Annotated in this window: 21 protein-coding genes, 1 tRNA gene and 2 pseudogenes; 11 read left to right on the top strand and 13 right to left on the bottom strand. The window is 64.0% G+C overall.

Annotated elements, in window-relative coordinates:
• Window positions 1-4: 4 nt before the first annotated feature.
• Complete coding sequence (locus tag H143_RS0101350) at window positions 5-937, bottom strand: DMT family transporter (RefSeq protein ID WP_026349617.1); 933 nt, start codon at window positions 935-937, stop codon at window positions 5-7.
• Window positions 938-1,049: 112 nt separating this feature from the next.
• Between H143_RS0101350 and H143_RS0101345 the strand changes: the two genes are divergently transcribed.
• Together H143_RS0101345 and H143_RS0101340 are read left to right on the top strand one after the other, a co-directional pair.
• The gene (locus H143_RS0101345; protein ID WP_019936421.1) at window positions 1,050-1,919 is read left to right on the top strand and encodes a LysR family transcriptional regulator; all 870 of its coding nucleotides are present in this window, start codon (window positions 1,050-1,052) and stop codon (window positions 1,917-1,919) included.
• Window positions 1,920-2,004: 85 nt separating this feature from the next.
• Window positions 2,005-3,225, top strand: a complete 1,221-nt coding sequence (locus H143_RS0101340) for a CaiB/BaiF CoA-transferase family protein (RefSeq protein ID WP_026349616.1) — start codon at window positions 2,005-2,007, stop codon at window positions 3,223-3,225.
• Between the two features lies 1 nt (window position 3,226).
• On the opposite strand, the gene H143_RS0101335 is transcribed toward H143_RS0101340, so the two are convergent.
• Entirely contained in the window at window positions 3,227-4,021 is a 795-nt protein-coding gene (locus H143_RS0101335; RefSeq protein ID WP_019936419.1) for an IclR family transcriptional regulator, read from the bottom strand.
• Window positions 4,018-4,809 (bottom strand): IclR family transcriptional regulator, encoded by a 792-nt coding sequence (locus tag H143_RS0101330; protein ID WP_026349615.1) that lies wholly within the window; start codon window positions 4,807-4,809, stop codon window positions 4,018-4,020. Before H143_RS0101330 ends, H143_RS0101335 begins: the two co-directional genes overlap by 4 nt.
• 113 nt (window positions 4,810-4,922) lie before the next feature.
• On the opposite strand from H143_RS0101330, the gene H143_RS0101325 reads away from it, so the two are divergent.
• From H143_RS0101325 to H143_RS0101315, 3 genes are read left to right on the top strand one after another with little or no spacing between them, the layout of a single operon-like run.
• Entirely contained in the window at window positions 4,923-6,083 is a 1,161-nt protein-coding gene (locus tag H143_RS0101325) for an acyl-CoA dehydrogenase family protein (protein WP_019936417.1), read from the top strand.
• A 9-nt stretch (window positions 6,084-6,092) separates the two neighbouring features.
• Window positions 6,093-6,977, top strand: a complete 885-nt coding sequence (locus tag H143_RS0101320) for an alcohol dehydrogenase catalytic domain-containing protein (RefSeq protein ID WP_019936416.1) — start codon at window positions 6,093-6,095, stop codon at window positions 6,975-6,977.
• Window positions 6,978-7,031: 54 nt separating this feature from the next.
• Window positions 7,032-8,015, top strand: coding sequence for a tripartite tricarboxylate transporter substrate binding protein (locus tag H143_RS0101315; protein ID WP_019936415.1), 984 nt, complete (start codon window positions 7,032-7,034; stop codon window positions 8,013-8,015).
• 56 nt (window positions 8,016-8,071) lie between these two features.
• Here the strand turns inward: H143_RS0101315 and arsN2 are convergent, their stop codons facing one another.
• From arsN2 to H143_RS0101280, 7 genes and pseudogenes are all read right to left on the bottom strand, one after another.
• On the bottom strand, window positions 8,072-8,899 hold the full coding sequence (arsN2, locus tag H143_RS21870) for an arsenic resistance N-acetyltransferase ArsN2 (RefSeq protein WP_019936414.1): 828 nt from the start codon (window positions 8,897-8,899) through the stop codon (window positions 8,072-8,074).
• Window positions 8,900-8,909: 10 nt separating this feature from the next.
• A complete protein-coding gene (gene arsB / locus H143_RS19695; protein WP_019936413.1) occupies window positions 8,910-9,944 on the bottom strand; it encodes an ACR3 family arsenite efflux transporter in 1,035 nt (344 codons plus the stop codon).
• Between the two features lie 9 nt (window positions 9,945-9,953).
• The gene (locus H143_RS0101300) at window positions 9,954-10,448 is read right to left on the bottom strand and encodes an arsenate reductase ArsC (RefSeq protein ID WP_019936412.1); all 495 of its coding nucleotides are present in this window, start codon (window positions 10,446-10,448) and stop codon (window positions 9,954-9,956) included.
• A 50-nt stretch (window positions 10,449-10,498) separates the two neighbouring features.
• A pseudogene (locus H143_RS0101295) lies at window positions 10,499-10,792 on the bottom strand (glyoxalase/bleomycin resistance/dioxygenase family protein); the annotation flags it as partial.
• Between the two features lie 14 nt (window positions 10,793-10,806).
• Window positions 10,807-11,136, bottom strand: coding sequence for a helix-turn-helix transcriptional regulator (locus tag H143_RS0101290; RefSeq protein WP_019936410.1), 330 nt, complete (start codon window positions 11,134-11,136; stop codon window positions 10,807-10,809).
• A 105-nt stretch (window positions 11,137-11,241) separates the two neighbouring features.
• Window positions 11,242-12,933: a SulP family inorganic anion transporter gene (locus H143_RS0101285; protein WP_019936409.1), complete on the bottom strand. Its 1,692-nt coding sequence runs from the start codon at window positions 12,931-12,933 to the stop codon at window positions 11,242-11,244.
• Between the two features lie 83 nt (window positions 12,934-13,016).
• Window positions 13,017-13,205, bottom strand: coding sequence for a hypothetical protein (locus H143_RS0101280; RefSeq protein WP_019936408.1), 189 nt, complete (start codon window positions 13,203-13,205; stop codon window positions 13,017-13,019).
• 84 nt (window positions 13,206-13,289) lie between these two features.
• Between H143_RS0101280 and H143_RS0101275 the strand changes: the two genes are divergently transcribed.
• Window positions 13,290-14,267: a lysozyme inhibitor LprI family protein gene (locus H143_RS0101275; RefSeq protein ID WP_155803283.1), complete on the top strand. Its 978-nt coding sequence runs from the start codon at window positions 13,290-13,292 to the stop codon at window positions 14,265-14,267.
• A gap of 320 nt (window positions 14,268-14,587) precedes the next feature.
• Here the strand turns inward: H143_RS0101275 and H143_RS0101270 are convergent, their stop codons facing one another.
• Window positions 14,588-15,292: a hypothetical protein gene (locus H143_RS0101270; RefSeq protein ID WP_019936407.1), complete on the bottom strand. Its 705-nt coding sequence runs from the start codon at window positions 15,290-15,292 to the stop codon at window positions 14,588-14,590.
• 415 nt (window positions 15,293-15,707) lie between these two features.
• Between H143_RS0101270 and H143_RS0101260 the strand changes: the two genes are divergently transcribed.
• From H143_RS0101260 to H143_RS0101245, 5 genes and pseudogenes are all read left to right on the top strand, one after another.
• Window positions 15,708-16,592: a PhzF family phenazine biosynthesis protein gene (locus H143_RS0101260; protein ID WP_019936405.1), complete on the top strand. Its 885-nt coding sequence runs from the start codon at window positions 15,708-15,710 to the stop codon at window positions 16,590-16,592.
• 195 nt (window positions 16,593-16,787) lie between these two features.
• Window positions 16,788-16,995 (top strand): annotated as a pseudogene (locus H143_RS22755) (type II toxin-antitoxin system HigA family antitoxin); the annotation flags it as partial.
• Between the two features lie 147 nt (window positions 16,996-17,142).
• Window positions 17,143-17,412: a hypothetical protein gene (locus H143_RS21865; protein WP_081626983.1), complete on the top strand. Its 270-nt coding sequence runs from the start codon at window positions 17,143-17,145 to the stop codon at window positions 17,410-17,412.
• Between the two features lie 88 nt (window positions 17,413-17,500).
• The gene (locus H143_RS19690; RefSeq protein WP_033365799.1) at window positions 17,501-17,962 is read left to right on the top strand and encodes a hypothetical protein; all 462 of its coding nucleotides are present in this window, start codon (window positions 17,501-17,503) and stop codon (window positions 17,960-17,962) included.
• Window positions 17,959-18,246 carry a type II toxin-antitoxin system RelE/ParE family toxin gene (locus H143_RS0101245; RefSeq protein WP_019936402.1) on the top strand — a complete coding sequence of 96 codons (288 nt, stop codon included), beginning with the start codon at window positions 17,959-17,961 and terminating at the stop codon, window positions 18,244-18,246. The genes H143_RS19690 and H143_RS0101245 overlap by 4 nt, the downstream gene beginning before the upstream one ends.
• Before the next feature lie 215 nt (window positions 18,247-18,461).
• On the opposite strand, the gene H143_RS0101240 is transcribed toward H143_RS0101245, so the two are convergent.
• Both H143_RS0101240 and H143_RS19685 read right to left on the bottom strand, forming a co-directional pair.
• A tRNA-Ser gene (locus tag H143_RS0101240) sits at window positions 18,462-18,552 on the bottom strand.
• 135 nt (window positions 18,553-18,687) lie between these two features.
• Window positions 18,688-20,511 (bottom strand): diguanylate cyclase, encoded by a 1,824-nt coding sequence (locus H143_RS19685; RefSeq protein ID WP_019936401.1) that lies wholly within the window; start codon window positions 20,509-20,511, stop codon window positions 18,688-18,690.
• Between the last annotated feature and the right edge of the window lie 42 nt (window positions 20,512-20,553).

The following is a 20,553-nucleotide window of genomic DNA, read 5'->3' as shown; positions in this document are numbered from 1 at the left end:
CCGCTCAGGCCGCCGTCCGGCAGGGCTGCCCGGTAGCGCGCGCCCGGTTCAGCCACGCATCGAGCGCGCCGGACGAGAACAGCACGCCCGATATCACCAGCACGGCTCCCACGCCTTGCGCCGCCGACACCTGCTCGCCCAGCGCGATGGCAATGAGCATGGTGAAGATGGGCACCAGGTCGAAGAATACCGACGTGCGGGCCGGTCCGATGGTGCGTATGCCGTTGTTCCACCACAGGTAGGCCAGGACCGTGCCGAACAGGGCCATGACGGCGATGGCACCGAAGCCTTGCGCCGACGGCGCCGGCATCGATCCGCCGTGGGTGGCCAGGGTGATGCCGATCAGGGCCGCCGCGCCGATCAGCATGGTGCTGGTGGTCGTCTGGATCGCGGAGAGGTTCCTGATCCACTTCTTGCCGATCACGCTGTAGGCCGCCCAGCAGAGATTGCCGACCAGGATCAAGGCATCGCCGATGGCGAAGTGGAAATGCCGCAGCAGGGCGGCCGGGTTTCCGCCCGACACCACAGTGACGACGCCGCAGAAGCTCAAGGCCAGGCCCAGCATCTGCTTCCACGACACGGCTTCGCCCAGGACCAGCGCGGTGAGAACGACGGTGATGGTGGGGTTGAGGGTCATGATCAGCGAGCCGTTGACCGACGAGGTCGTCTGCAGGCCGAAAAAGAAGGCAACGTTAAAGCCGAAGATGCCGACCGTCGCCATGGCCGCCAGCGGCAGGAGGTTGCGGCGCAGGCCCTGCCAGTCCACGCCCTCGGCCAGCAGCATATACACGGCCATGGTCAGGCCCGCCAGCAGAAAGCGCCAGGCGGCGGCGTTCAGCGGGTCGGTCGCATGCACGACGAACTTGCCCAGGTTGAAATTGGCGCCCCAGAAGAGCGTGGAGAGAATCAGCGTCGCGTAGAGGGTCCGGGTTTTCATGGCGGCCTTCCTGAAAGAGTGGATATGGCGCATTGTTGTTTTTCTATTGAGAAAAATATATGGAATAATTTCCAAAACAATTTTTCATATATGAAAAATAAAGGCCGGACACATGAATTGGGATGACCTGCGCTATTTCCTGGCGGTGGCGCGCGCTGCGGGGCTGACGCCGGCGGCCCACGAGCTGGGCGTGAGCCCGGCGACGGTGTCGCGCCGCATCGACGCCTTCGAGCAGGCCATGGGCATGGCGCTGTTCCTGCGCCGGCAGACCGGTTATACGCTGACCAACGACGGGGAGACCCTGCTGGCGGCGGCGCTGCCCGTCGAGCAGGCGATGCTGGGGTTCGCGCGCCGTTCGCAGGACGCCGGCCAGTCCGGCGCCTGGTCGGGCAGCGTGCGCGTGGCCACGTCGGAAACGATCGCCAGCCACTGGATCGTGCCCAGGCTGCCCGAATTCGTGCAGGGCCATCCGGGGCTGCAGGTCGAGCTGGTCACCGGGGTCAATACCGTGAATCTGTCCCGCCGCGATGCGGACATTGCGTTGCGCATGTCGCCGCCCGCGCGCGAGGAAGAGGGGGAATACATTGCCCAGCATGCGGGAGCCATGGCGTTTGCCGCCTATGTCGGAGCCGCCGATGTTCAGGCGCAGCGCGACTGGCGCAGCCTGCCTTATGTGAACTGGGGCGATTCGCTTGCGCATGTGCCTATGGCGCGCTGGGCCACCGGCGTATTCGCGGGCAAGCCCGCGGTCCTGCTCACCAACAGCATGCCCGTGATGATCGCGGCCGGCGAGGCCGGCCTGGGCCTTGTGGTGCTGCCCGAATCGGTCGGAGCCAGGATGCCCGCCCTGGTCCGGGTGGACTTCGTCTGTGCACGCGACCTGTGGCTGGTCTATCACCGCGATCTGCGCGAGAACCAGCGCGTGACCGCGATGAGGGACTTCCTGCTCGAGGTCGCGCGCAGCCACCAGGCGGCAGCTTAAATATTTAACATGGCAAAACGTAGGTTGCGGCATATTGTTCAAAGAGGGAAGCTCGCTGCATCGCTCTCGCCCATGTTCACAGGCCATGCCCGCTACTTCTTCTTCCCCCGCGTCGTCCGGCCCGCTGGTTGGCGTGCGCATTCTCGATATGGCCACTGTCATTGCCGCGCCTTTTTCCTCGGCGCTGTGCGCCGATCTGGGCGCAGAGGTGGTGAAGCTGGAATTGCCGGACGGCAGCGACTCCTTGCGCGGCCTGGCGCCGGTCAAGGAAGAACACGCGCTGCATTGGAAAGTCACCAATCGCGGCAAGCGCGGTATTTCTCTGGATGTGCGCAAGCCCCGTGGCCGTGAGCTGTTCCTGAAGCTGCTGCCGCATTTCGACGTGCTGGTCGAAAACTTTCGCACCGGCACGATGAGCCGCTGGGGGCTGGACCTGGCAACGCTGCATGCGGCCAATCCGCAGCTGACAGTGTTGCGGGTCACTGGCTTCGGGCAGACAGGTCCTTACGCCGAGCGGCCCGGATTTGCGCGAATTTTCGAGGCAATGAGCGGGTTCGCGCACCTTACGGGCGAGCGCGACGGCAGCCCGCAGCATATGAATTTTCCGTTGGGCGATGCGGTGGCGGGGCTATTCGGGGCTTTTTCCATCGCCGCGGCCATGGCCGAGAAAAGAGGGAACCCGGGACTGCCCGGCCGCGAGATCGACCTATCGGCCACCGAGGCCATGATTCGCCTGCTGGAGACGCTGCCGGTGGAATTCGAGCAGCTGGGCCAGGTGCGCAATCGGGCAGGCTCGCGCGCGACCTATACCGCGCCGTCCAATATGTACAGGACGGCCGACGGTATCTGGGTCACGATCGTGGGGTCGTCCGAGGCGATCTTTCGCCGCATCTGTCTGGCCATGGGTCGTCCCGATCTTTCGTCCGAGGCGCGCTTTTGCAACAATCCCCAGCGCGTGCGGCATATCGACGAGATCGACAAACTGGTCTGCGACTGGTGCGCGGCGCGCAGCTTTGACGAACTGTCGGCCGCGCTGACCGAGCATGCTGTGCCGTTCAGCAAGGTCTACGACATTGGCGACGTATTGCGAGACCCGCATTTTCAGGCGCGCGGGGCCATCATCCGCCTGCCGGACGAAAACCTGGGCAGCGTGCCCGCGCCATGCATCGTGCCGCGCTTTTCGGGTTTCGAGCCGCCGCCGCCCCGCACCGGGCCGGCGGTGGGGGAATACAACCACACATTGTTCTCGAAACTGGGCCTGGACGACAAGCAGATGCAGGCGCTCAGGGACGAAGGCATCATCTGAGTCAGGCCAGCCCCATGGCGATTTCCACGCCGCGCGTCAGCGTGATCAGCCGCGCGCCCAGATGCGCGCGCAGCGGCTCCACCGGCCGGCCCTGCGGCGCTACGGCGCAGTTGAACACAATGATCTCAGCGTTCACCGGGCGCGCCATGGGCACCGCCACCACCACCCGTTCCGGCTGGACCAGGCCCGGGCCGCTCAGGTAGCCGCGCTGCGCGAGATCGCCCAGCGTGCGCCGAACTTTGGCAATGTGTTCGGCATACAGCTTGGGATAGAGCACCTTCACCTGATTGAGCACCTTGTCGCGTTCCTGGGGCGTCGTGCGCGCCAGCCAGGCGCGGCCGCTGGTGCTGGCAATGATGGGCAGGGACGCGCCGATATCCATCAGCGGCGCCGTCTCCTGTTCCGAGCGGCAGGTTTCCATATAGACCATGCTGGTGCGGTCGCGGATCAGGATGCTGACCGTGCCACGCACCTCGTCAGCCAGGCTCTTGATCCAGGGGCGAACCACGTGGCGCAGGCTCATATTGGCCAGGAGGGGATACCCCATCGCCAGCACTGCGGCGCCCAGCCGGTATTTGCCATCGGCCGCGTCGTGGCGCAAGTAACCCAGTTGGTCGAGCGTATAGGCCAGCCGCGAGACTGTCGCCTTGTCCAGCCCGGTGCGCTGCACGAAGTCCTTGTTGCGCAACGCGCTTTCGCCGGGCGCAAAGCACAGCAGCAGCTCCAGTCCGCGCGCAAGCGTGTTGGCGAATTCCTTGTCCGGATCGTCTTGTGCCCCACCGGATCGCCCGCTCACGCACCATGCTCCGCGAGATAGTCCCGTTCGATCCGGCGCACCATCTGCACCAGGCGCGGGCCTATGTCCCGTTCCATGGCGCCGGCCTGAAGAAGCACGGACGGCACGCCGCAGTTGAACACCAGCGTTTCCCCGTCGATAGGCACCTGCATGGGCACGCCGGCGGCGTGGATGTCGCGTTGCCATTGTCCCAGCCCCAGGCAGAAGCCGCGCCGGGGAAAGGCTTCGATCTCGGCGAGCACCGATGCGCGGTGCTCCCGCCAGGCGCCAGCGTGCCCGGTTCGTATACGCTGCAGGGTCTGCTTGCGCAGCGCGGGGTCCGCGCCGGCCAGCCAGGCCCGGCCTATGGACGTCGACCACATGGGCATGCTGCCGCCGATGTCCGGCCGGAATGCGATGGCCTCGTGGCCTCGGCAGGTCTCGATATAAACCATATTGGTCCGGTCGCGCAGGCCCAGCGACACCGACCCGCGCGCGGCGTCGGCCAGCGCCTGCATCAAGGGCCGTGCCGTATGGCGTATGGCGATGAAGCTGCTCAGCAGGGGAAAGCCAACCGCCAGTGTGGCGCCGCCCAGGCGATAGCGCCGTTCCTGTGCGTCATAGCGCAGAAAGCCCAGCTCGCACAAGGTATAGGTCAGGCGCGATATCGATGCCTTCGAAAGCCCCGTGAGTTCGGCCAGTTCGCGGTTGCTGAGTGCGGGCTCTCCCAGCTTGAAGCTCGAAAGCAGTCGCAGCCCGTTGGCCAGGCTGGAGGCGTACATCTGGTGCGCGCGCACGGGTGTGGTCATGGCCATTTATTTAATATACCAAAACATCTGTTCCGATGATCCGTCCGTCTTCCTAGACTGGTTTCACGGTTCGCGCGCTTCGCGACCGGTTCGAACCCGTCGGAGATAGACACGTGATTCGCGATCCCCAGGGCTTTGACGCCTATTTGGCCAGCTTGCGGCGCTTCTGCCGGGAGCGCCTGATCCCGCGCGAAGCCGAAGTGTCCGACCTGGACGAGGTTTCTGCCGACCTCGTGCGGGAGATGGCCGAGCAGGGCCTGTTTGGCTATTCCATTCCCCAGGCCTACGGCGGTGCGGGCATGACCACCGAGGAGCTGGTGATGGCGGCCATGGAGCTGTCGCAGTGCTCCGTGGCTTTTCGCGCCCGCGTCGGTACCAACACCGGCATAGGCAGCGAGGCCCTGGTGAGCGATGGCAGCGAGGAGCAGAAGCGCCGCTATCTTCCTGAGCTGGCCAGCGGGCGGATGACCGGCTGCTTTGCGCTGACAGAACCCGAGGCCGGGTCGGACGCGGCCGCGCTGCGCACCACCGCCAGGGCCGAAGGCGACACCTATGTGCTCAACGGCACCAAGTGCTTCATCACCAATGCGCCCATCGCGCAGCTGTTTACCGTGCTGGCCCGCACCGATCCTGCGCAGTCGGGGGCGGCCGGCGTGTCCGCCTTTCTCGTCGAGCGCGGCCCGGGCCTGAGCACGGGCCGGCCTTACCGCAAGATGGGGCAGGCCGGTTCGCCCGTCTCCGAGGTGTACCTGGATAACTGCGTCGTGCCCGCCAGCCAGCGCATCGGGGCTGAAGGCCAGGGCTTTCAGATCGCGATGCGGGTCCTGAACAAGCAGCGCATCCACCTGGCCGCGCTGTGCATCGGACCTGCCCTGCGCATGCTGGACGAGATCGTCCAGTACACGGCGCATCGGCGCCAGTTCGGCCAGCCGGTGGGTTCGTTCCAGCTGGTGCAGGCCATGGTGGCCGACTGTCAGGTCGAGATCCATGCCGCGCGCGCCCTCGTCCTTGAGACGGCGCGCAAGCGCGACCAGGGAATGGACGTCACGATGGAGGCCTCCATCTGCAAGTATTTCGCGTCCGAAATGTGCGGCCGTGTGGCCGATCGCTGCGTGCAGATGCTGGGCGGTTACGGCTTCATCGCGGATAACCCGATCGAGCGCTTCTACCGCGATGTGCGGCTCTTCCGGCTCTACGAGGGTACGAGCCAGATCCATCAACTCAACATTGCCCGTCGCACCTACAGCCGTGCGGGCCACGACATTCGCAACTGAGGCGCCGCCATGCATCGCTTCAAGGCTTTTAGGTTGCTGGCCGGTGAACCGCGCCCGATACGTCGGCTGTGCGAGATGGCGCCCGACGAACTCAGCCCCGGAGATGTGCTGATCGACGTGGCGTACTCCAGCATCAACTACAAGGATGCCCTGGCTTCCAGAGGGTTGAACGGAATCATCCGCTCGTGGCCCCGCATAGGCGGCATCGACCTGACCGGCGTTGTGGCCGAGTCGTCGGACGTGCGCTTTGCCCGTGGCGACAAAGTCGTGGTGCATGGCTTGGGCATCGACGTGGCCGGTTACACCGCCGCCTACTCACTGCACCTGATGGAACTCAATGGATTGACGCCGCAGCGCGGGCCCGTTCTGGTCACCGGCGCGACCGGCGGCGCGGCCAGTCTGGCGATCGACATGCTCGCGCGGCGCGGTTACCAGGTCACGGCCATGAGCGGCAAGGCGGATGCGCAGGACTATCTGCGCCTGCTGGGCGCCAGCGAGACTGTCGGTCGGCCGGCGCCGCAAGTGCAGCCCCGGCCGCTGGAGAAAGGCCGTTGGGCCGGTGTGCTGGATTCCGTGGGAGGCCAGATGCTGGCCTGGATCACGCGCACCATGCTGCCCGAAGGCGTGATCGCGGCTTTCGGCAACGCGGGAGGCACCGCGCTGGATGCCACGGTGTTGCCCTTCATCCTGCGCGGCGTGCGCCTGTTGGGCATCAACTCCAATTCCCCCATGCCGGTGAGGGACGTGGTCTGGCGCAGGATAGCGACCGACCTGCACCCCCGCCATTTGAACGAGATCGCGCACGTGATCGGACTGGAAGACCTGCCGTATTGGCTGGACCTGACACTCGAAGGCCGGGTGCGCGGCCGAACGGTCGTCGACATGCGGCGATGACCGCGGAAGTACGCTTTTGCCAATGTGGCAGCGGCAATAAAACAGGAGACAGACATGAAGTGCTTTTCGATGCAACGCCGCCAGCTGCTATGCGCCGGCGCAACGCTACCTCTGCTGGCCGTCGGCGCCCGCGCCCGGGCGGCAGCCTTTCCCTCGGGTCCCGTGCGCATCGTGGTGCCTTTCGCGCCGGGCGGCGCGCTGGATACCGTGGCGCGCATGATCCAGCCCAGCCTCACACGTGAACTGGGCCAGGCGATCATCATCGACAACCGTCCCGGAGCCTACAACATCATCGGCACGCAAGAGGTCGCCAGGGCGGCGCCGGACGGCCAGACCCTGCTCTTTGCCGCCGCGCCGCAGGCCCTGAATACGGCGCTCGGCGTGAAGCAGCCCTATGACGTCATGCGCGATTTCGAATACGTTTCGCTCGTGGCCCGCACACCCGTGATATTCATCGTCCACCCGTCGCTGCCCGTGCACAGTCTCAAGGACCTGATCGAGTGGAGCAAGAAGCAGCCCGGCGGCATCCAGTTCGCGAGCGCCGGCGTGGGCAGCATGCCGCACCTGCTCGGTGAGCGCTTTTTCCATGCCGAAGGCGTCAAGGCGCAGCACATTGGCTACAAGGGCTCGGAGCCCGCCTTGCAGGATCTGATCGGCGGGCAGGTGAAGGTGATGGTCGACTTGTTCATTCCCAGCGGGCCGCAAATTCTCGCCGGGACTGTGCGCGGGCTTGCCGTGGCCGCTGCCCAGCCGCTGCCCGTGCTGCCCGACGTGCCGACCATGGCCGCGAGCGGCTATCCGGGGTTCGAAGCCTATGGTTTCTTCGGCGTGATCGCGCCGGCCAGGACGCCCCAGCCCATCATCGACAAGCTCAATCGTGCCATCGTTGCGGCGACCCGGGACAGAAAAGTCCACGACTCGCTGGTCGCCAATGGCTACGAAGTCGTGGGCAGCACACCGAAGCAATACCGCGATTTCGTGAAGCAGCAGATCGATCTGTGGACGCCGGTGGTCAAGCAGGCGCACATCAAGGTGTAGCGAGGCCAGATCGATCCAACGGCTGCTTCCTGCCTTGCGGACGGCCGCGTGCCTGCTCAGAATGCAATGGCGCGCGTCATCGGCGTGGCGCTGGCCGGGCACAAGTCCCGGGCTTGCCGGGTCGCCAGAATGGCCGGCGGCGCCTGGTCCCTGTCCACGGCCTTGAAACCCGCCCGTTCGAAAAACGGCGCGGCCGTCTGCGTCAGTAGCCAGGCCTGGCGCGCGCCCTGGTCGTAGGCGCGGCGCTGCAACAAGGCCAGCAGGTTGCGGCCTATGCCCAGGTTCCTGTCGGCGGGCGGCACCACGATCGATCGCAGCAGCACGTCTTGTCCATGATGCTCGAAGCCGCCGTATCCGATCCGGCGCCCGGCAAGCGTGCGGTAGGCGTAGAACGTCCGGCGGGCCTCGGCCAGATCGTCCCTGGGCAGGCCGGCGTTCATCAATGCGGCGGCCAAGCCGGGATCGTCGCCGGATATCCGTTCGTCGCGCAGAAAGGGCGAGCCTTCTTCTTTGTCCATGTCGACAGCAAGATCGGGCGCCAGCAGATCGAGCACCAGGTCGGAGGGGCGGCACAATCGCGTGCCGCGCTCGGCGACGACAAAGGGGCGGTTGATCAGAATGGGGTGCCGCAGCATGTGCTCGATGAGCTGCGCATCCGTGAGCGCCGGGTTGTCCAGGCCCAGTTCCTTGTAGGGCGTACCCTTGATGCGCAGCGCTTCGCGCACGGTCAGGCCTGCATCGGCGATCAGGGTTTCGAGGGTGTGGCGGTCGGGGGGCGTGGCGAGGTACTGGACCACGGCAGGTTCGGCGCCGGCTGCGCGCAGCAGGGCCAGCACATTGCGCGAAGTGCCGCATCCGGGATTGTGATAGATCCGGGTATTCATGGTTGGATGCTCAGACAGGTCTCGTAGTTTTGCAGGCGTACCAGCCGCGCGTGCGATTGACGACCCGCACCACCAGCAGCATCACCGGCACCTCGATCAGCACGCCCACCACGGTGGCCAGCGCGGCGCCGGACTGAAAGCCGAACAGGCTGATGGCGGCGGCCACGGCCAGTTCGAAGAAATTGCTCGCGCCGATCAGGGCCGACGGGCAGGCGATGTCGTGCGCTTCGCCCAGGCGCCGGTTCAGCCAATACGCCAGCGCCGAGTTCAACAGTACCTGGATGAGAATGGGTACGGCCAGCATGGCGATCACCAGGGGTTGCCCGATGATGGCTTGCCCCTGGAAAGCAAAGAGCAGAACCAGCGTCAGCAAGAGCGCGGCGATCGATAGCGGGCCGATTCGGGCCAGCGCGGCCTCGAAGGCGGCCTGGCCGCGGCGTAGCAGCACCCGGCGCCAGGTCTGGGCGAGCAGAACCGGGATGACGATGTAGAGCAACACCGAGGTCAGCAGCGTGGCCCAGGGCACGGTAATGGAGGACAGGCCCAGCAGCAGACCCACGATGGGCGCGAAGGCAAACACCATGATGGTGTCGTTTAATGCCACTTGCGACAGCGTGAAGAGCGGATCGCCCCCGGTAAGCCGGCTCCAGACGAACACCATGGCCGTGCAGGGCGCCGCGGCAAGCAGGATCAACCCCGCGACATAGCTGTCCAGCTGCGCGGCGGGCAGCCACGGCGCGAACACCTGCCGGATGAACAGCCAGGCCAGGAACGCCATCGAAAAGGGCTTGACGGCCCAGTTCACGAACAGCGTGACGCCGATGCCGCGCCAGTGACGGCGCACCTGCCCCAGTGCGCCGAAGTCCACCTTGATCAGCATGGGGATGATCATCAGCCAGATGAGCAGGCCCACGGGCAGATTGACCTGGGCGATCTCCAGGTGGCCGATGACCTGGAAAGCGCCAGGCGAGATCTGGCCCAGCACGACGCCTGCGACGATGCACAGAAAAACCCAGACTGTCAGGTAACGCTCGAAAATATTCATGGTTTCCTCTTACGCCGTGCCGATGCCGTGCAGTGCGTGCTGCAAGGACAGGGCGTCCAGACGTTCCAGCGGGAGCGACAGGAAAAGCTCGATGCGGTGCTTCAATCCATGCGCCGCATCGTGGAATGCCTTCATCTTCTCGTCGTCGCTGCCTTGCACGGCGGCCGGGTCGGGCACGCCCCAATGCGCGGACAGGGGTTTGCCAGGCCAGGCAGGGCAGACTTCGCCGGCTGCGTTGTCGCAGACGGTGAAGATGAAATCGAACTGCGGCGCGCAGGGCCCGGCGAACTCGTCCCAGCTCTTGCTGCGATAGCCGCTCGCCGGCATGCCCAACTTCTCCAGGGCAATCCGCGCCATGGGATGCACCTCGCCCTTGGGTTTGCTGCCTGCCGAATGGGCCTTGAAGCGGCCCTTGCCCAGACCATTGAGCAAGCCCTCGGCCAGGATGGAGCGGGCCGAATTGTCCGTGCAGATGAACAGTGTTTTGTAGACTTTTTGCAGCATACCAAGCCTTAGCAGCAGGATTTTCCGGTGCCATCCGCCGTGGCGGGCGCGCAGCAGGCCGTCGCGCCGACAGGTCCGGATTCGTCGAAGATCGGCATGTCGACCGTTTGGGCTTGCGCTTTGAGGACGGCCAGTTCCGCATCGTTGTCGACCGGGATGCCCAGGTGATCCAGTCCGGGCTCGCGTCCGCGCGCGGAAAAGGCGATATTGACCGGCGGATCATCCAGCATCCCCTTGGCATAATCGGCCTCGACGCGGGCGGGCTGCGCGGTAAAAAACCCGGAATCGAAAGCGATGTTGTGGTTTAGGTCGTCGGCGTGCAGGTGAACGTGAAAGCGTTTCATGAAGGGGCTCCCATTCAGCAGGTTTGGCAGGCGTTTCCAGCGGCATTGACCTCGCAGATGCCGCCCTGGCAGCAGTGCTCGGTCAGGTAGCCCAACAGGCCGTTCATGCGCGGGAAGTCGGCGCGATAGATCAAGTTGCGGCCTTGCTGCTCGATGGTGACCAGATCCGCATGAGCCAATTCCTTGAGGTGAAAGGACAGGGCATTGCGTGCTACGCCCAGGCGCTCGGCCAGGATGCTGGGCACGAGTCCGTCCGGGCCGGCGACGACCAGGGCTCGGAAAATGCGCAGGCGCTGGGTATGGGCCAAGGCAACCAGCGAGGAGACGGCTTGTTCTTCGGTCATGGCTTTATGATTCAATCATTCAATTATTCAATTATTGTTGAATAGTAGTCGCTGACTGGAATCAAAGCAATACGGTCGAACGGAATCGGCAAATGGCGGTTTCGATCACTCAGGCCGTGGCGTCTGCGGATGCACCGCGTCCAGGGCTTCGTGCAAGGTGCTATAGATATTTTGCGGGCCGATGACGGACGTGATCCGGTGCCTATCCATGTCGGCCCGCAGATAAGCGCTGACGCGGGCAATCACGATGCCCACCCCGCGCGCCGACATGTCCGCGCACAGCTCGCACATCGAGCGGCCGGCGGAATAATCAATGTCGGTGATCGCGCCCGCGTCGATGACGATCCAGCGCACCGGCTCGGGCGCCTGATCGACCAGTTGGCGGATCTCATCGCTAAAGCGGTGATCGTTGGCGTAGAACAGGTCCGCGCCAAAGCGGTAGACAATGAGCCCGGACGCCGTCATGAGTCCAGGCCGGGTCGGCTCGGGCTGCCAGCGCCCAGCCGCGTCCGGTGTGAGCACCATGGTGTGCGGCCGATAGCTGTGGCGCACGTGCCGGAACAGGGACAGCGCGATCGCCAGCAGCAGCCCATCCTCGACCCCGGCCGCCACCACCGCCGCGGCCGTCATCAAGGCGAGCGCGAATTCGCCGGGACTCTCGCGCAGAATGGCGTGCAGCGTGCCGGGCTTGACCATTCCGACGGCAATGGTGAAAACGATGCTGGCCAACACGCAGTGCGGCAGGTATTGCAGCCAGCGGCTCAGAAACAGCAGCACGATCACGATCAGCACAGCGAACACGATCTGCGCGAACTGGCTGCGCGCACCGGCCTGCTCGGCCATCGCGGTCTGCGTCAGGCTGCCGTTGACGACGAAGGTACCGCTGAGCGCGGCGCTCGCATTGGCGGCGGCCAGCCCCAGCAGATTGGCGTTCTCGTCGACGCGTTCGCCGTAGCGCTCGGCATAGGTGCGGCTGGCCGCCGCGCTCTGCGCGATGATGACCGCGAAGCACGAGGCCGCGATGGTCAGCAGGTCCGGCAGCTCGCGCCAGCCGATCCGCGGCAGATGCAAGGTCGGCAGTCCGCGGGCGATGGGGCCGATCACGGCAATTCCGTGTCCCGCGAAATTGCCCAGGTCGCTGGCGGCAATGGCTGCGATCACGATGACCAGGGAAACCGGCCATGCGGGCTTGTATGCGCGAAAGCCCAATATCGCCGCGACGACCAGCGCGGAAATCGCCAGCGTCTGCCCGTGCGTCAAGGCCAGGTGCGCGGCGACCTGCTCGATTTGCCCGACGGTGCGCGAGGACGTCACGCTCAATCCCAGCATATCGCCCAGCATGGCGACGCCGACCTGTACACCCACCCCGGCAAGAAAGCCCGCCAGGACGGTCCGGGACAGGAAGTCCGCGAGAAACCCGAGCCGGAAAATCCGCGCGATCAGCAGCAGGGCAGCGGTCAGTAGCGTCACGGCGCCGACCAGCAGCATATATGCGCCCCCGCCTGGCGCGGCCATGCCCGAGAGCTTGTCGGCCAGTATGGTTGCCGTAGCGGAATCGGCCGCGACGACCAGGTGGCGCGACGAACCGAACAGCGCGAAGGCGATCAACGGCAGAAATCCGGTGTAGAGCCCCGTAACCGTGGGCATGCCGGCGATGCGCGCATAGCCCAGCAGTTGCGGAATGTTCATCGACGCGAGCGTGACGCCCGCGAGCGTGTCACGCAACGCGCACGCGCGGGTGAGGGGGCGGATTCCGGAGAAGAGCTTGAAAGCCATGGCGGCAGTATGCCTGACCATGCAGCGCTCAGCCGTATTCGCGCAGACGTTGAAAGTTCAAACCGGCGTCGAGCGGCAGGCCCCCAATATCTTCTACGGCGATATTATTGAAGCCGTGTTTCCCGAGGTTCGCCCTTCTGTACCAGGCCTGCGCCGCGTACGATGGCCTTCTCGGTCTTGCCGCGCTGCGTCACTCCGGCCTTCGAGCGTACTCCCTCGCGGCCCTGCTGACTAAAGACCACGCGGCGTTTCTCGACGATCGGCCGCAGGCTTTCGATAACTTTCCATCCCATGCCCAATAGGCTTCTGGGCGTCAAGGCAGCTATTGCGGCAGGTTCAATTAAGTGCGGTGCGATGGCATCGAAACGGGAGGGAAAATGAGAATTACCCGTCGTGCAACGGCCTTTCGCCGCTTGGCGGCGGCGATCCTGGTTCTGGGGCCGATCGCGGCCAAGGCGGCTTCGTGTCAGGCGCAGGTCGGCGCCGCCCGCGCCACCCTCTTTGTCAAGCAGTGCCTGGCCATCACCACGGCGACCCATCCGCCCTGCAATGCCGACAATTCCTGCGAGGTCATCGGCCAACATATCCAATACATGTGTGCCCGGGATCCCCATGCGCCCGTCTGGTGCCAGGCCTACAAGAGCACCGCTTTTCCCAATCCGCCGCCGCCGATGCCCAGAACCGCGCAGCCCGGATTCGATTGCACCAAGGCATCGTCCCCGGTCGATCGGGATATCTGCGCACCCGGTAATGACGAATTGGCAACGGACGACCGCCAGATGACGAACCTGTATCTACGCAGGCTGGCGCAATCCCCGGATCCGGCCCGGTTGCGCGCCAGGCAATTGGCGTTCTTGCGCGACCGGGAGCAGTGCGGGGCTCGCGAGCCGGGGCGCAAAAGCTCGGATAGGGCTCTGGATCATTGCATTGCCGTCCTCACACATTACCGCATCGATACGCTGAAACGCCTGGGGCAGGGCGGCAAGGCCTGGAGCACCGATGGTCCGCCGCCGCCGTGCGCTGCCGCGTTCGGCGATGATGGGTGGGACGCGATTGCCGTCGCGCCTGCCGCCGCAACCGTGTCTTTCACCTGGTTCGACATGAGAGAGGCGGTATTAAAGCCCACGGACACGGTCGATTTCGATGTGGATGGCACGGTCTTTCCTGGCCGGATCAAGGCCGGCAGTGACGGGCAGTCCAATGCGTTCTCGGCCGACCGGCGGCTGATCGCGGCCATGGCGCACGCAAGCCTGCTGCGGGTCAGACGCAACGGCAAGGTCATCCTGCGCGCCGATCTTGCAGGCTTTCCTGCGTCTTATGCCAAGGCGCTGTCCTGCGCCGGGATGGCGAAATGACAAACCGGCGATAGTGCTGGCAGCCTTGGCGCTGTTCGCTCTGGCGGTGCCGGCCATGGCCAGTGACAACAACAGAGGTCCTGATCTGCGGACCTTATGGCGTGCAAGCGGACTCGCTGGAAAGGGCATTGCTGGACAAGCGGCAAGAGATCGCCGGACGATAGACATCGTGGGAGCAGAAGCGGGCGGCCAACGCCCGCGTGGTAAAGGTCTTTTATGGCTGCTTCGGGCGTGAGGTGTGCGGCTTGTCGATGTTCGACAAACCAGTCGCGCTCGATCTTCTATCTGGCCATGAGCCTGCCTGCGCTATCAGGGGTCGGTTAACCCATCAGGCACCACCGCCCCGAATGTGGGCATACGCTAGTCGACTCGCCGTTCAGTCGGACCTGTTCCTCATCGATCTGCATCGCGGTCGACGGCGCGACATCGAACTCAATCTGCAATGTCCGCGCCACATCGGGGCCTTCGATGGAAAGCTCCCAGGTCAGAAATATCTGGATGGCATCCTGATCGGGAGCGAAGTCGTTCGCATCGAAATTGCCGCGGTGGCGCGGGATGACGCCATGAGGCTGACCGGTATCGAAGATCACCACCGTTCCCCGCTTCAGGGGAATGCGAAGGTCCGTCGCGGGGAAATGCAAATCCAGCTCCTTATCTTCGCTCAGAAAGAGATTGCAAAAGGCTGCGCCGCCATATTGCGCACCATCGTGGTGGTATCTCGCGCCTCGGCATGCCATGAGTGCCACGTCGCTGGCGGCAAGCACCCCGGGTAGTCCCCGCGTGCTTGTCCACTCGGCGGCCGCCCGCACGCAGCGCGCGTAGTCCGGCCAGCGCGCGCGCGCTCGCGCCAAGGGCATGGGTTCGACATCCCCGGGCTCCAGAATCAGGTGCGACGATGTCTGCCTCTCCCAATCGGCAAGCAGGCGTACAGAAGGTGCAGGCACGTCGACCGTGCCCGATAGCACGATGTCACTGACGCGTCTGCTGCGCAGGGTTTCACCGCTCCAGAAGTGGGAAATCAGCATGTTTCACCCGGGATGGGGTCGAAGGCGAGGGCATCGAGGCCAGTGCAGCGAGCCGGGAGGGCGTGACCGAATTATTGTGTAAATGGGGTTCAGGGTTTACCGCGAGGGGACACGCTCGCCGAACAGCATGGTAAATCGGTTCAGCGCCGTGACCAACCGCCACTGCCCTCTGCTGCTGGAGAGTTTGGCGGCTTGACGACGACTCGCGGGCATTGAGCGGCTTGCGCGTCTCCCCGCCGGGCCGCGGTTCTCCAGGTCCGCTATCGAGAAGTCGAGATACTGCGTGACCTGCTTGAAAGCCGCAAGCTCGTCAAAAGCTACTTGCACGGGTCAGTTCCAACGTCGAACTGAAGCTCACAAGGCGGGCCTCCCACTTTCTGCATGAAAACTGTCGCCTGCGTAGGATAATGTGCCGATGAAAACGCCATCCTCCCATCCCGCACTTCCCGAACAGGCCCTGATCAAGGGCTATGCCGTCGAACGGCTGGCGGCGTTCTCCGCAGGCGAGCGTGGGGGCAATCCCGCCGGCGTCGTGCTCTGCGAAGTCTTGCCCGATGCCGCCACCATGCAGTCCATCGCGGCCGAGGTCGGCTACTCCGAGACCGCCTTTGCCGCGCCCGTCGGGGATGCTTGGCGCGTGCGGTACTTCGCGCCGGAAATCGAAGTGCCGTTCTGTGGACACGCCACCATCGCCCTGGGCGCGGCCCTGGCCTTGCACCACGGTGAGGGGGTGTTCGCGCTGCAACTGAACCAGGCCCGGATCACCGTCGAAGGCCGGGTGCAGGCGGACGAACGCATTGCCATGCTCCAGTCGCCTCCGACGCGCAGCGAACCGGCGCCGGCGCAATTGGTGCAGGCAAGCCTGGCGTTGTTCGGCTACAGCGACGAGGATCTCGATCCACGCCTGCCGCCCGCGATCGCCGAAGGCGGGGCGCGGCATCTCATCCTGCCGCTGGCAAGCCGTCGGTGTCTGGCCGAGATGCGTTACGACCTGGCGGCCGGCCGCACCCTGATGCTGGCCAACGGCTTTGCCACCATAGCCTTGGTGTACGCGGAAACGCCGAATCTCTTTCACGCCCGTAATCCCTTCGCGGCAGGCGGTGTGTACGAAGACCCGGCCACCGGCGCGGCCGCGGCGGCACTGGCTGGCTATCTGCGGGACGCGCACTGGCCGCACGGCGGTGCCATCGACATCATCCAGGGCGAGGACATGGGCGCGCCCAGCAGGTTGCACGCGAAGATCCCTCCAGCCGCCGGCGCCAGCATTCGAATTTCCGGTTCGGTGCGATCCCTCGCCTAGTGATGCCCGCTTCTATGTCTAGCAGGGCGTCTGCCGGTCAGGCCAGGCTGCGCTGCTCCAGGTTCGCTGCCCGCCATCCCCCTGGTGGAACGGGCGATATCCGCCTTGCGCATCGCGGAGGCCTGCGCGCTGCGCTTGCTCAACCCCAAGCGTGCTGAATAGAGCGATCCTCAACACGCCGACCAATGGACGAATAGGCACTTCCGGATTGACCTGCCTGACCCGGTAGAGGCGATCGAGTTCCGCATGGAACAAGCGTGGCCTCACGCCCAAAGACCTGGAACCGATGATTGGTAAGCGCAACCGCGTCTATGAAGTGCTGAATCGCAAGCGCTCACTGACCTTGCCTATGATTTGGCGTTTGAACCGTAAGCTTCCCCAAAAAATAGACAGCAGTCAGTAGAATTTCGGGGCCTCCTAGAAGTGGAGTGCCCATGAAGAAAAGCGGATTTACCGAAAGTCAGATTGTCGCGGCCCTGAAGAAAGGCGAATCTGGGGTGCCCGTAGCCGGTCTGTGCCGCAAGGGCGAACTATTGCGCACGGACTAACGATGGCAAACGGCAGCATTACTCTCGGGGCGGTGGCGACACGCGCGAGCCATATCGAAGTGGCCTGTTCGCGCTGCGAGCGGCTTGGGCGGTATCGCCTGTCGAAGCGGGTTGCTTCGTTTGGCGAGAACTCCCCGATGACCGCTCTGGGCGCGCAGATAACAGATTGCTCGAAAAAAAATCGTCCGTTGAGGGAACGATGCGACGTTTACTATCCCGGCCTTAGCGCGATCATGAGCGGCGACGAATTAGCTTCATCAGACTTTATGTAAAACCTAGTCCATATTCCTATTTTACAGTAGTCTGTCATGATCATTTATAGTAATTTGTCGATTATAGAACTGTAAAAAGATGGATGCTATGCAACTTCTGACACTAGAGCAACTGCGTGCTACGCAAGAAGCCGGCGCGGTGCTGTCTGTGACGCTCCACGGTGCCGGTGCAGCCTTTGAAATCCAGATCGAGACACGGCGCGGCCTAGCCAAGCTGGTCAAGGCCAGGGCGGCGCGTAGCGCGCCCCAGGTGCGGCGCTTTACCAACGTGAATAACGCGCTGCTGCTTCTGCGTGAGCTGGGTATCCGCGAGGCGCGCATCGATGGCCAGCAATGGCGACCCGAAGAGCGCGACCAAGCGCGGCCGGCGCGGCCGGATCGCGCTGCGCACCTGAAAGCCGCTCATGGTGCTCTGGCCTATACCGACTGGTTGGAGCAGAAGGTGGCCAAGTCGCGGGCTGGCTTGGCTGATGGCAGCAATGTGTGCATCGAGGCCGATGAGTGGGACTTGATCCGTAAAGCCAAGCAGGCAGCGCGTGCTGGCGTATGACGATTAAGCGCGTCATTCGCACACAAAGCTACCGCGAGGATCTCGATATCATTGAATCCTACATCGAGCAGGAAAGCCCCGGCACGCATGCTGGCCTCGATATGTGGCTGCTTATCGACGGTCAGGTCGACCAGCTCGCAGACTCAAAATTTCCGCGTCGGCCCGGTCGGATTGCCGGTACGCATGAACTGGTCACGCATGAGAATTACATCGTCATTTTGGAAGAAGATGACGTGTCGGTCACGGCGCTTAACGTCGTGCATGCCCGGCAGCAATATCCCTGATGATCGAGGAGCCATCATGACCCAAAAAGCCGATCTCACACTCATTAACGCCCGTAGCGGGCATGGCGGTATCAACGGATACCGCCCAAAAGGTACCGTCATCTGACGGTAGCTGGCAATGGTTGCCGATAGACAATGACGGACATGAAAAAACCCGCAACGCCTTAGGCAGTGCGGGTTTTGTAGGCTAGCGTGGTCATCGCTAGACAAATATTTGGCGGAGAGGGTGGGATTCGAACCCACGGTACGGGGTTACCGTACGCCTGATTTCGAGTCAGGTACATTCGACCACTCTGCCACCTCTCCGGGGTACTGCTCCGCAAGACTCCAGTGTGGCCGATAAGCTCGCGGTTTTTTCGCTACCCAGCCCACTTCGTGCAAAAGACATGGGCAAAGCAGCAAAGCCCGGCATTCTACCTGAAAATTCCACTTTCGAAAAATTCAGTCTCGCAATATTTCCGCGAGAGGCTGCTCGTCGCCCATCGACTGTACTGCGATGCAGTCGCGGCCGGCCGCCTTGGCCTGGTAGAGCAAGGCGTCGGCCCGGCGCATCAGCGCGGCCAGCAGGTCGGGCTGATGCCCGCGTTTCATAAAGGCGATGCCAAAGCTGGCCGTTATGCTGAAAGCGCTACCGTCCGCTGCATGCATGACGGTCGACGCGAGTTTTTTGCGAAAGCGTGTGGCCGAGTCGACCGCGTATGCAGGGTCTTTCGTCTCGATCAGCACGGCGAATTCTTCGCCGCCCAGGCGCGCTACGCCAGCCGAGGTCTGTTGCCAGGCGCCGCGGCACAGATCGGCGAACTTGATCAATGCCAGGTCGCCGCCATCGTGGCCATAGGTATCGTTGATGCGCTTGAAATAGTCAATATCGAACAGGATCATCGACACCCAGGAGGGCGGTGCAGGGTCCGGCACGGTGGAGTTCAGCGTTCGCACCCGGCTCTCGAAAGCGCGGCGATTGAGCAAGCCGGTGAGGGAATCCGTTTCGGCCATGGTTGTCAGCTCGGAAATCAGGCGCTGATGCTCCCGCTCGAGCTGCACCCTGGCGCGGTTGCTTTCGCGCAGGATGTCGATCGCTTCGAAGAATTTCCGGATCTCGGCGGGGTACCGGCATTTGGGGACGCGGCCGCCCAGATCGCCTTGGGCGATGGCCGTGGCCGCCTGTGTGGCTTCGTTGAAAGGGCGGATCACATAGCGGCGAAACAGCACCAGCATCAGCACAAGCAGGCCGGTCGAAGCCAGGCCGATGATCGCGGTAAGCAGCAGCCGCAGCCTCAGGTCGGCACTGCGCTGGTGCAACTCGTCGGCGGTGGAATCGAGCATGGCATCGCGGAACTCGATGATGGAATGCATCATGGGTACGTACTTTAAGGCGAACTCCCGGGTGGTGGGCGTGTCGTTGCCGTCGATGCTGGCGCGTCGGCGCACGTCGGCCACGTAGGCCAGCCCCTGGCTGAAATACTGCTGCTGGACCCGCCGGAAAGTATTCACGGCGATTTCGGGGTGGTCCGTCAGGTACGACTGCAGCAGCCAGTAAAGCTGTTCTATGCGGCCTTCCGAGCGTTCGATGGTGAACTGCTCGGCGTCGCTGAGCGTGCGGCGTGTACCCAGCGCTCCGGTGAAGCGCGAACCCAGCAGGCCGGCCTGCTCTCGCAGCATGGCCGCCAGGAAGGCCATTTGCAGCGAGTCCAGCGCATTGCTGTCGCCCTTGACCACCGCCAGGTTGCTGTCGTTGACGATGGGAATGAGCTGGGGAACGATGGCCACCATGCGATTGATGGCATCGTCGAGCATCCGGGCGCTGCGTTGCGAGCGCGGTATCTGGACGATGCGGTCAATATTGGCGCGCGCCCGCGCCAGATCGGACCGCGCGTGATCGAGTTCGGCCATGTCGATGGCACAGCGCGGGCAGCGTTCGCCGGCCAGCTGTTTGGCCAGGTGCGTGAAAGCCGCGTCGGTATTGTGCCGGGCCTGCCGCAGGGCGCTCACGACATCAGCGGAAAGCGGAACCTCTTCGCCCATGGCCGCGTTGGAAGGGCCACGCTCGAAAGAGAGTTTTTCCATGTCCACCAGAGCGGATCGCAGCGTTTCGAAGGCGGACTGCGCGCGCCGGGTGTCCTGATAGGCGCCGTTCTGGGACCAGAGCAGGCTCACGGCCAGCGCCAGGAAGAGCGCGCATGCGGCGGCAACCCCGGCGTGCAGCCGCTGCCCGATTTGCGCGCGGGGCGACGGGCGGGAATGCCGGGTGTTTTCGCTGCCTTGCATTACGGCTTTACAAATGAAAATCTGATGCAAATTGAAATGAAA

It is taken from the genome of Bordetella sp. FB-8 (assembly GCF_000382185.1).
Taxonomy (GTDB): Bacteria; Pseudomonadota; Gammaproteobacteria; order Burkholderiales; family Burkholderiaceae_B; genus Bordetella.
The sequence above is the reverse complement of the archived record's forward strand: the minus strand, read 5'-3'. Positions and strand labels throughout refer to the sequence as shown.

Excerpts from the sequence above, each read along its gene's own strand:
- H143_RS0101350 (WP_026349617.1), bottom strand. The coding sequence starts at position 937 with ATGAAAACCCGGACCCTCTACGCGACGCTGATTCTCTCCACGCTCTTC.
- H143_RS0101345 (WP_019936421.1), top strand. The coding sequence starts at position 1,050 with ATGAATTGGGATGACCTGCGCTATTTCCTGGCGGTGGCGCGCGCTGCG.
- H143_RS0101340 (WP_026349616.1), top strand. The coding sequence starts at position 2,005 with ATGCCCGCTACTTCTTCTTCCCCCGCGTCGTCCGGCCCGCTGGTTGGC.
- H143_RS0101330 (WP_026349615.1), bottom strand. The coding sequence starts at position 4,809 with ATGACCACACCCGTGCGCGCGCACCAGATGTACGCCTCCAGCCTGGCC.
- H143_RS0101320 (WP_019936416.1), top strand. The coding sequence starts at position 6,093 with ATGCATCGCTTCAAGGCTTTTAGGTTGCTGGCCGGTGAACCGCGCCCG.
- H143_RS0101315 (WP_019936415.1), top strand. The coding sequence starts at position 7,032 with ATGAAGTGCTTTTCGATGCAACGCCGCCAGCTGCTATGCGCCGGCGCA.
- arsN2 (WP_019936414.1), bottom strand. The coding sequence starts at position 8,899 with ATGAATACCCGGATCTATCACAATCCCGGATGCGGCACTTCGCGCAAT.
- arsB (WP_019936413.1), bottom strand. The coding sequence starts at position 9,944 with ATGAATATTTTCGAGCGTTACCTGACAGTCTGGGTTTTTCTGTGCATC.
- H143_RS0101300 (WP_019936412.1), bottom strand. The coding sequence starts at position 10,448 with ATGCTGCAAAAAGTCTACAAAACACTGTTCATCTGCACGGACAATTCG.
- H143_RS0101290 (WP_019936410.1), bottom strand. The coding sequence starts at position 11,136 with ATGACCGAAGAACAAGCCGTCTCCTCGCTGGTTGCCTTGGCCCATACC.
- H143_RS0101285 (WP_019936409.1), bottom strand. The coding sequence starts at position 12,933 with ATGGTCAGGCATACTGCCGCCATGGCTTTCAAGCTCTTCTCCGGAATC.
- H143_RS0101280 (WP_019936408.1), bottom strand. The coding sequence starts at position 13,205 with ATGGGATGGAAAGTTATCGAAAGCCTGCGGCCGATCGTCGAGAAACGC.
- H143_RS0101275 (WP_155803283.1), top strand. The coding sequence starts at position 13,290 with ATGAGAATTACCCGTCGTGCAACGGCCTTTCGCCGCTTGGCGGCGGCG.
- H143_RS0101270 (WP_019936407.1), bottom strand. The coding sequence starts at position 15,292 with ATGCTGATTTCCCACTTCTGGAGCGGTGAAACCCTGCGCAGCAGACGC.
- H143_RS0101260 (WP_019936405.1), top strand. The coding sequence starts at position 15,708 with ATGAAAACGCCATCCTCCCATCCCGCACTTCCCGAACAGGCCCTGATC.
- H143_RS21865 (WP_081626983.1), top strand. The coding sequence starts at position 17,143 with ATGGCAAACGGCAGCATTACTCTCGGGGCGGTGGCGACACGCGCGAGC.
- H143_RS19690 (WP_033365799.1), top strand. The coding sequence starts at position 17,501 with ATGCAACTTCTGACACTAGAGCAACTGCGTGCTACGCAAGAAGCCGGC.
- H143_RS0101245 (WP_019936402.1), top strand. The coding sequence starts at position 17,959 with ATGACGATTAAGCGCGTCATTCGCACACAAAGCTACCGCGAGGATCTC.
- H143_RS19685 (WP_019936401.1), bottom strand. The coding sequence starts at position 20,511 with ATGCAAGGCAGCGAAAACACCCGGCATTCCCGCCCGTCGCCCCGCGCG.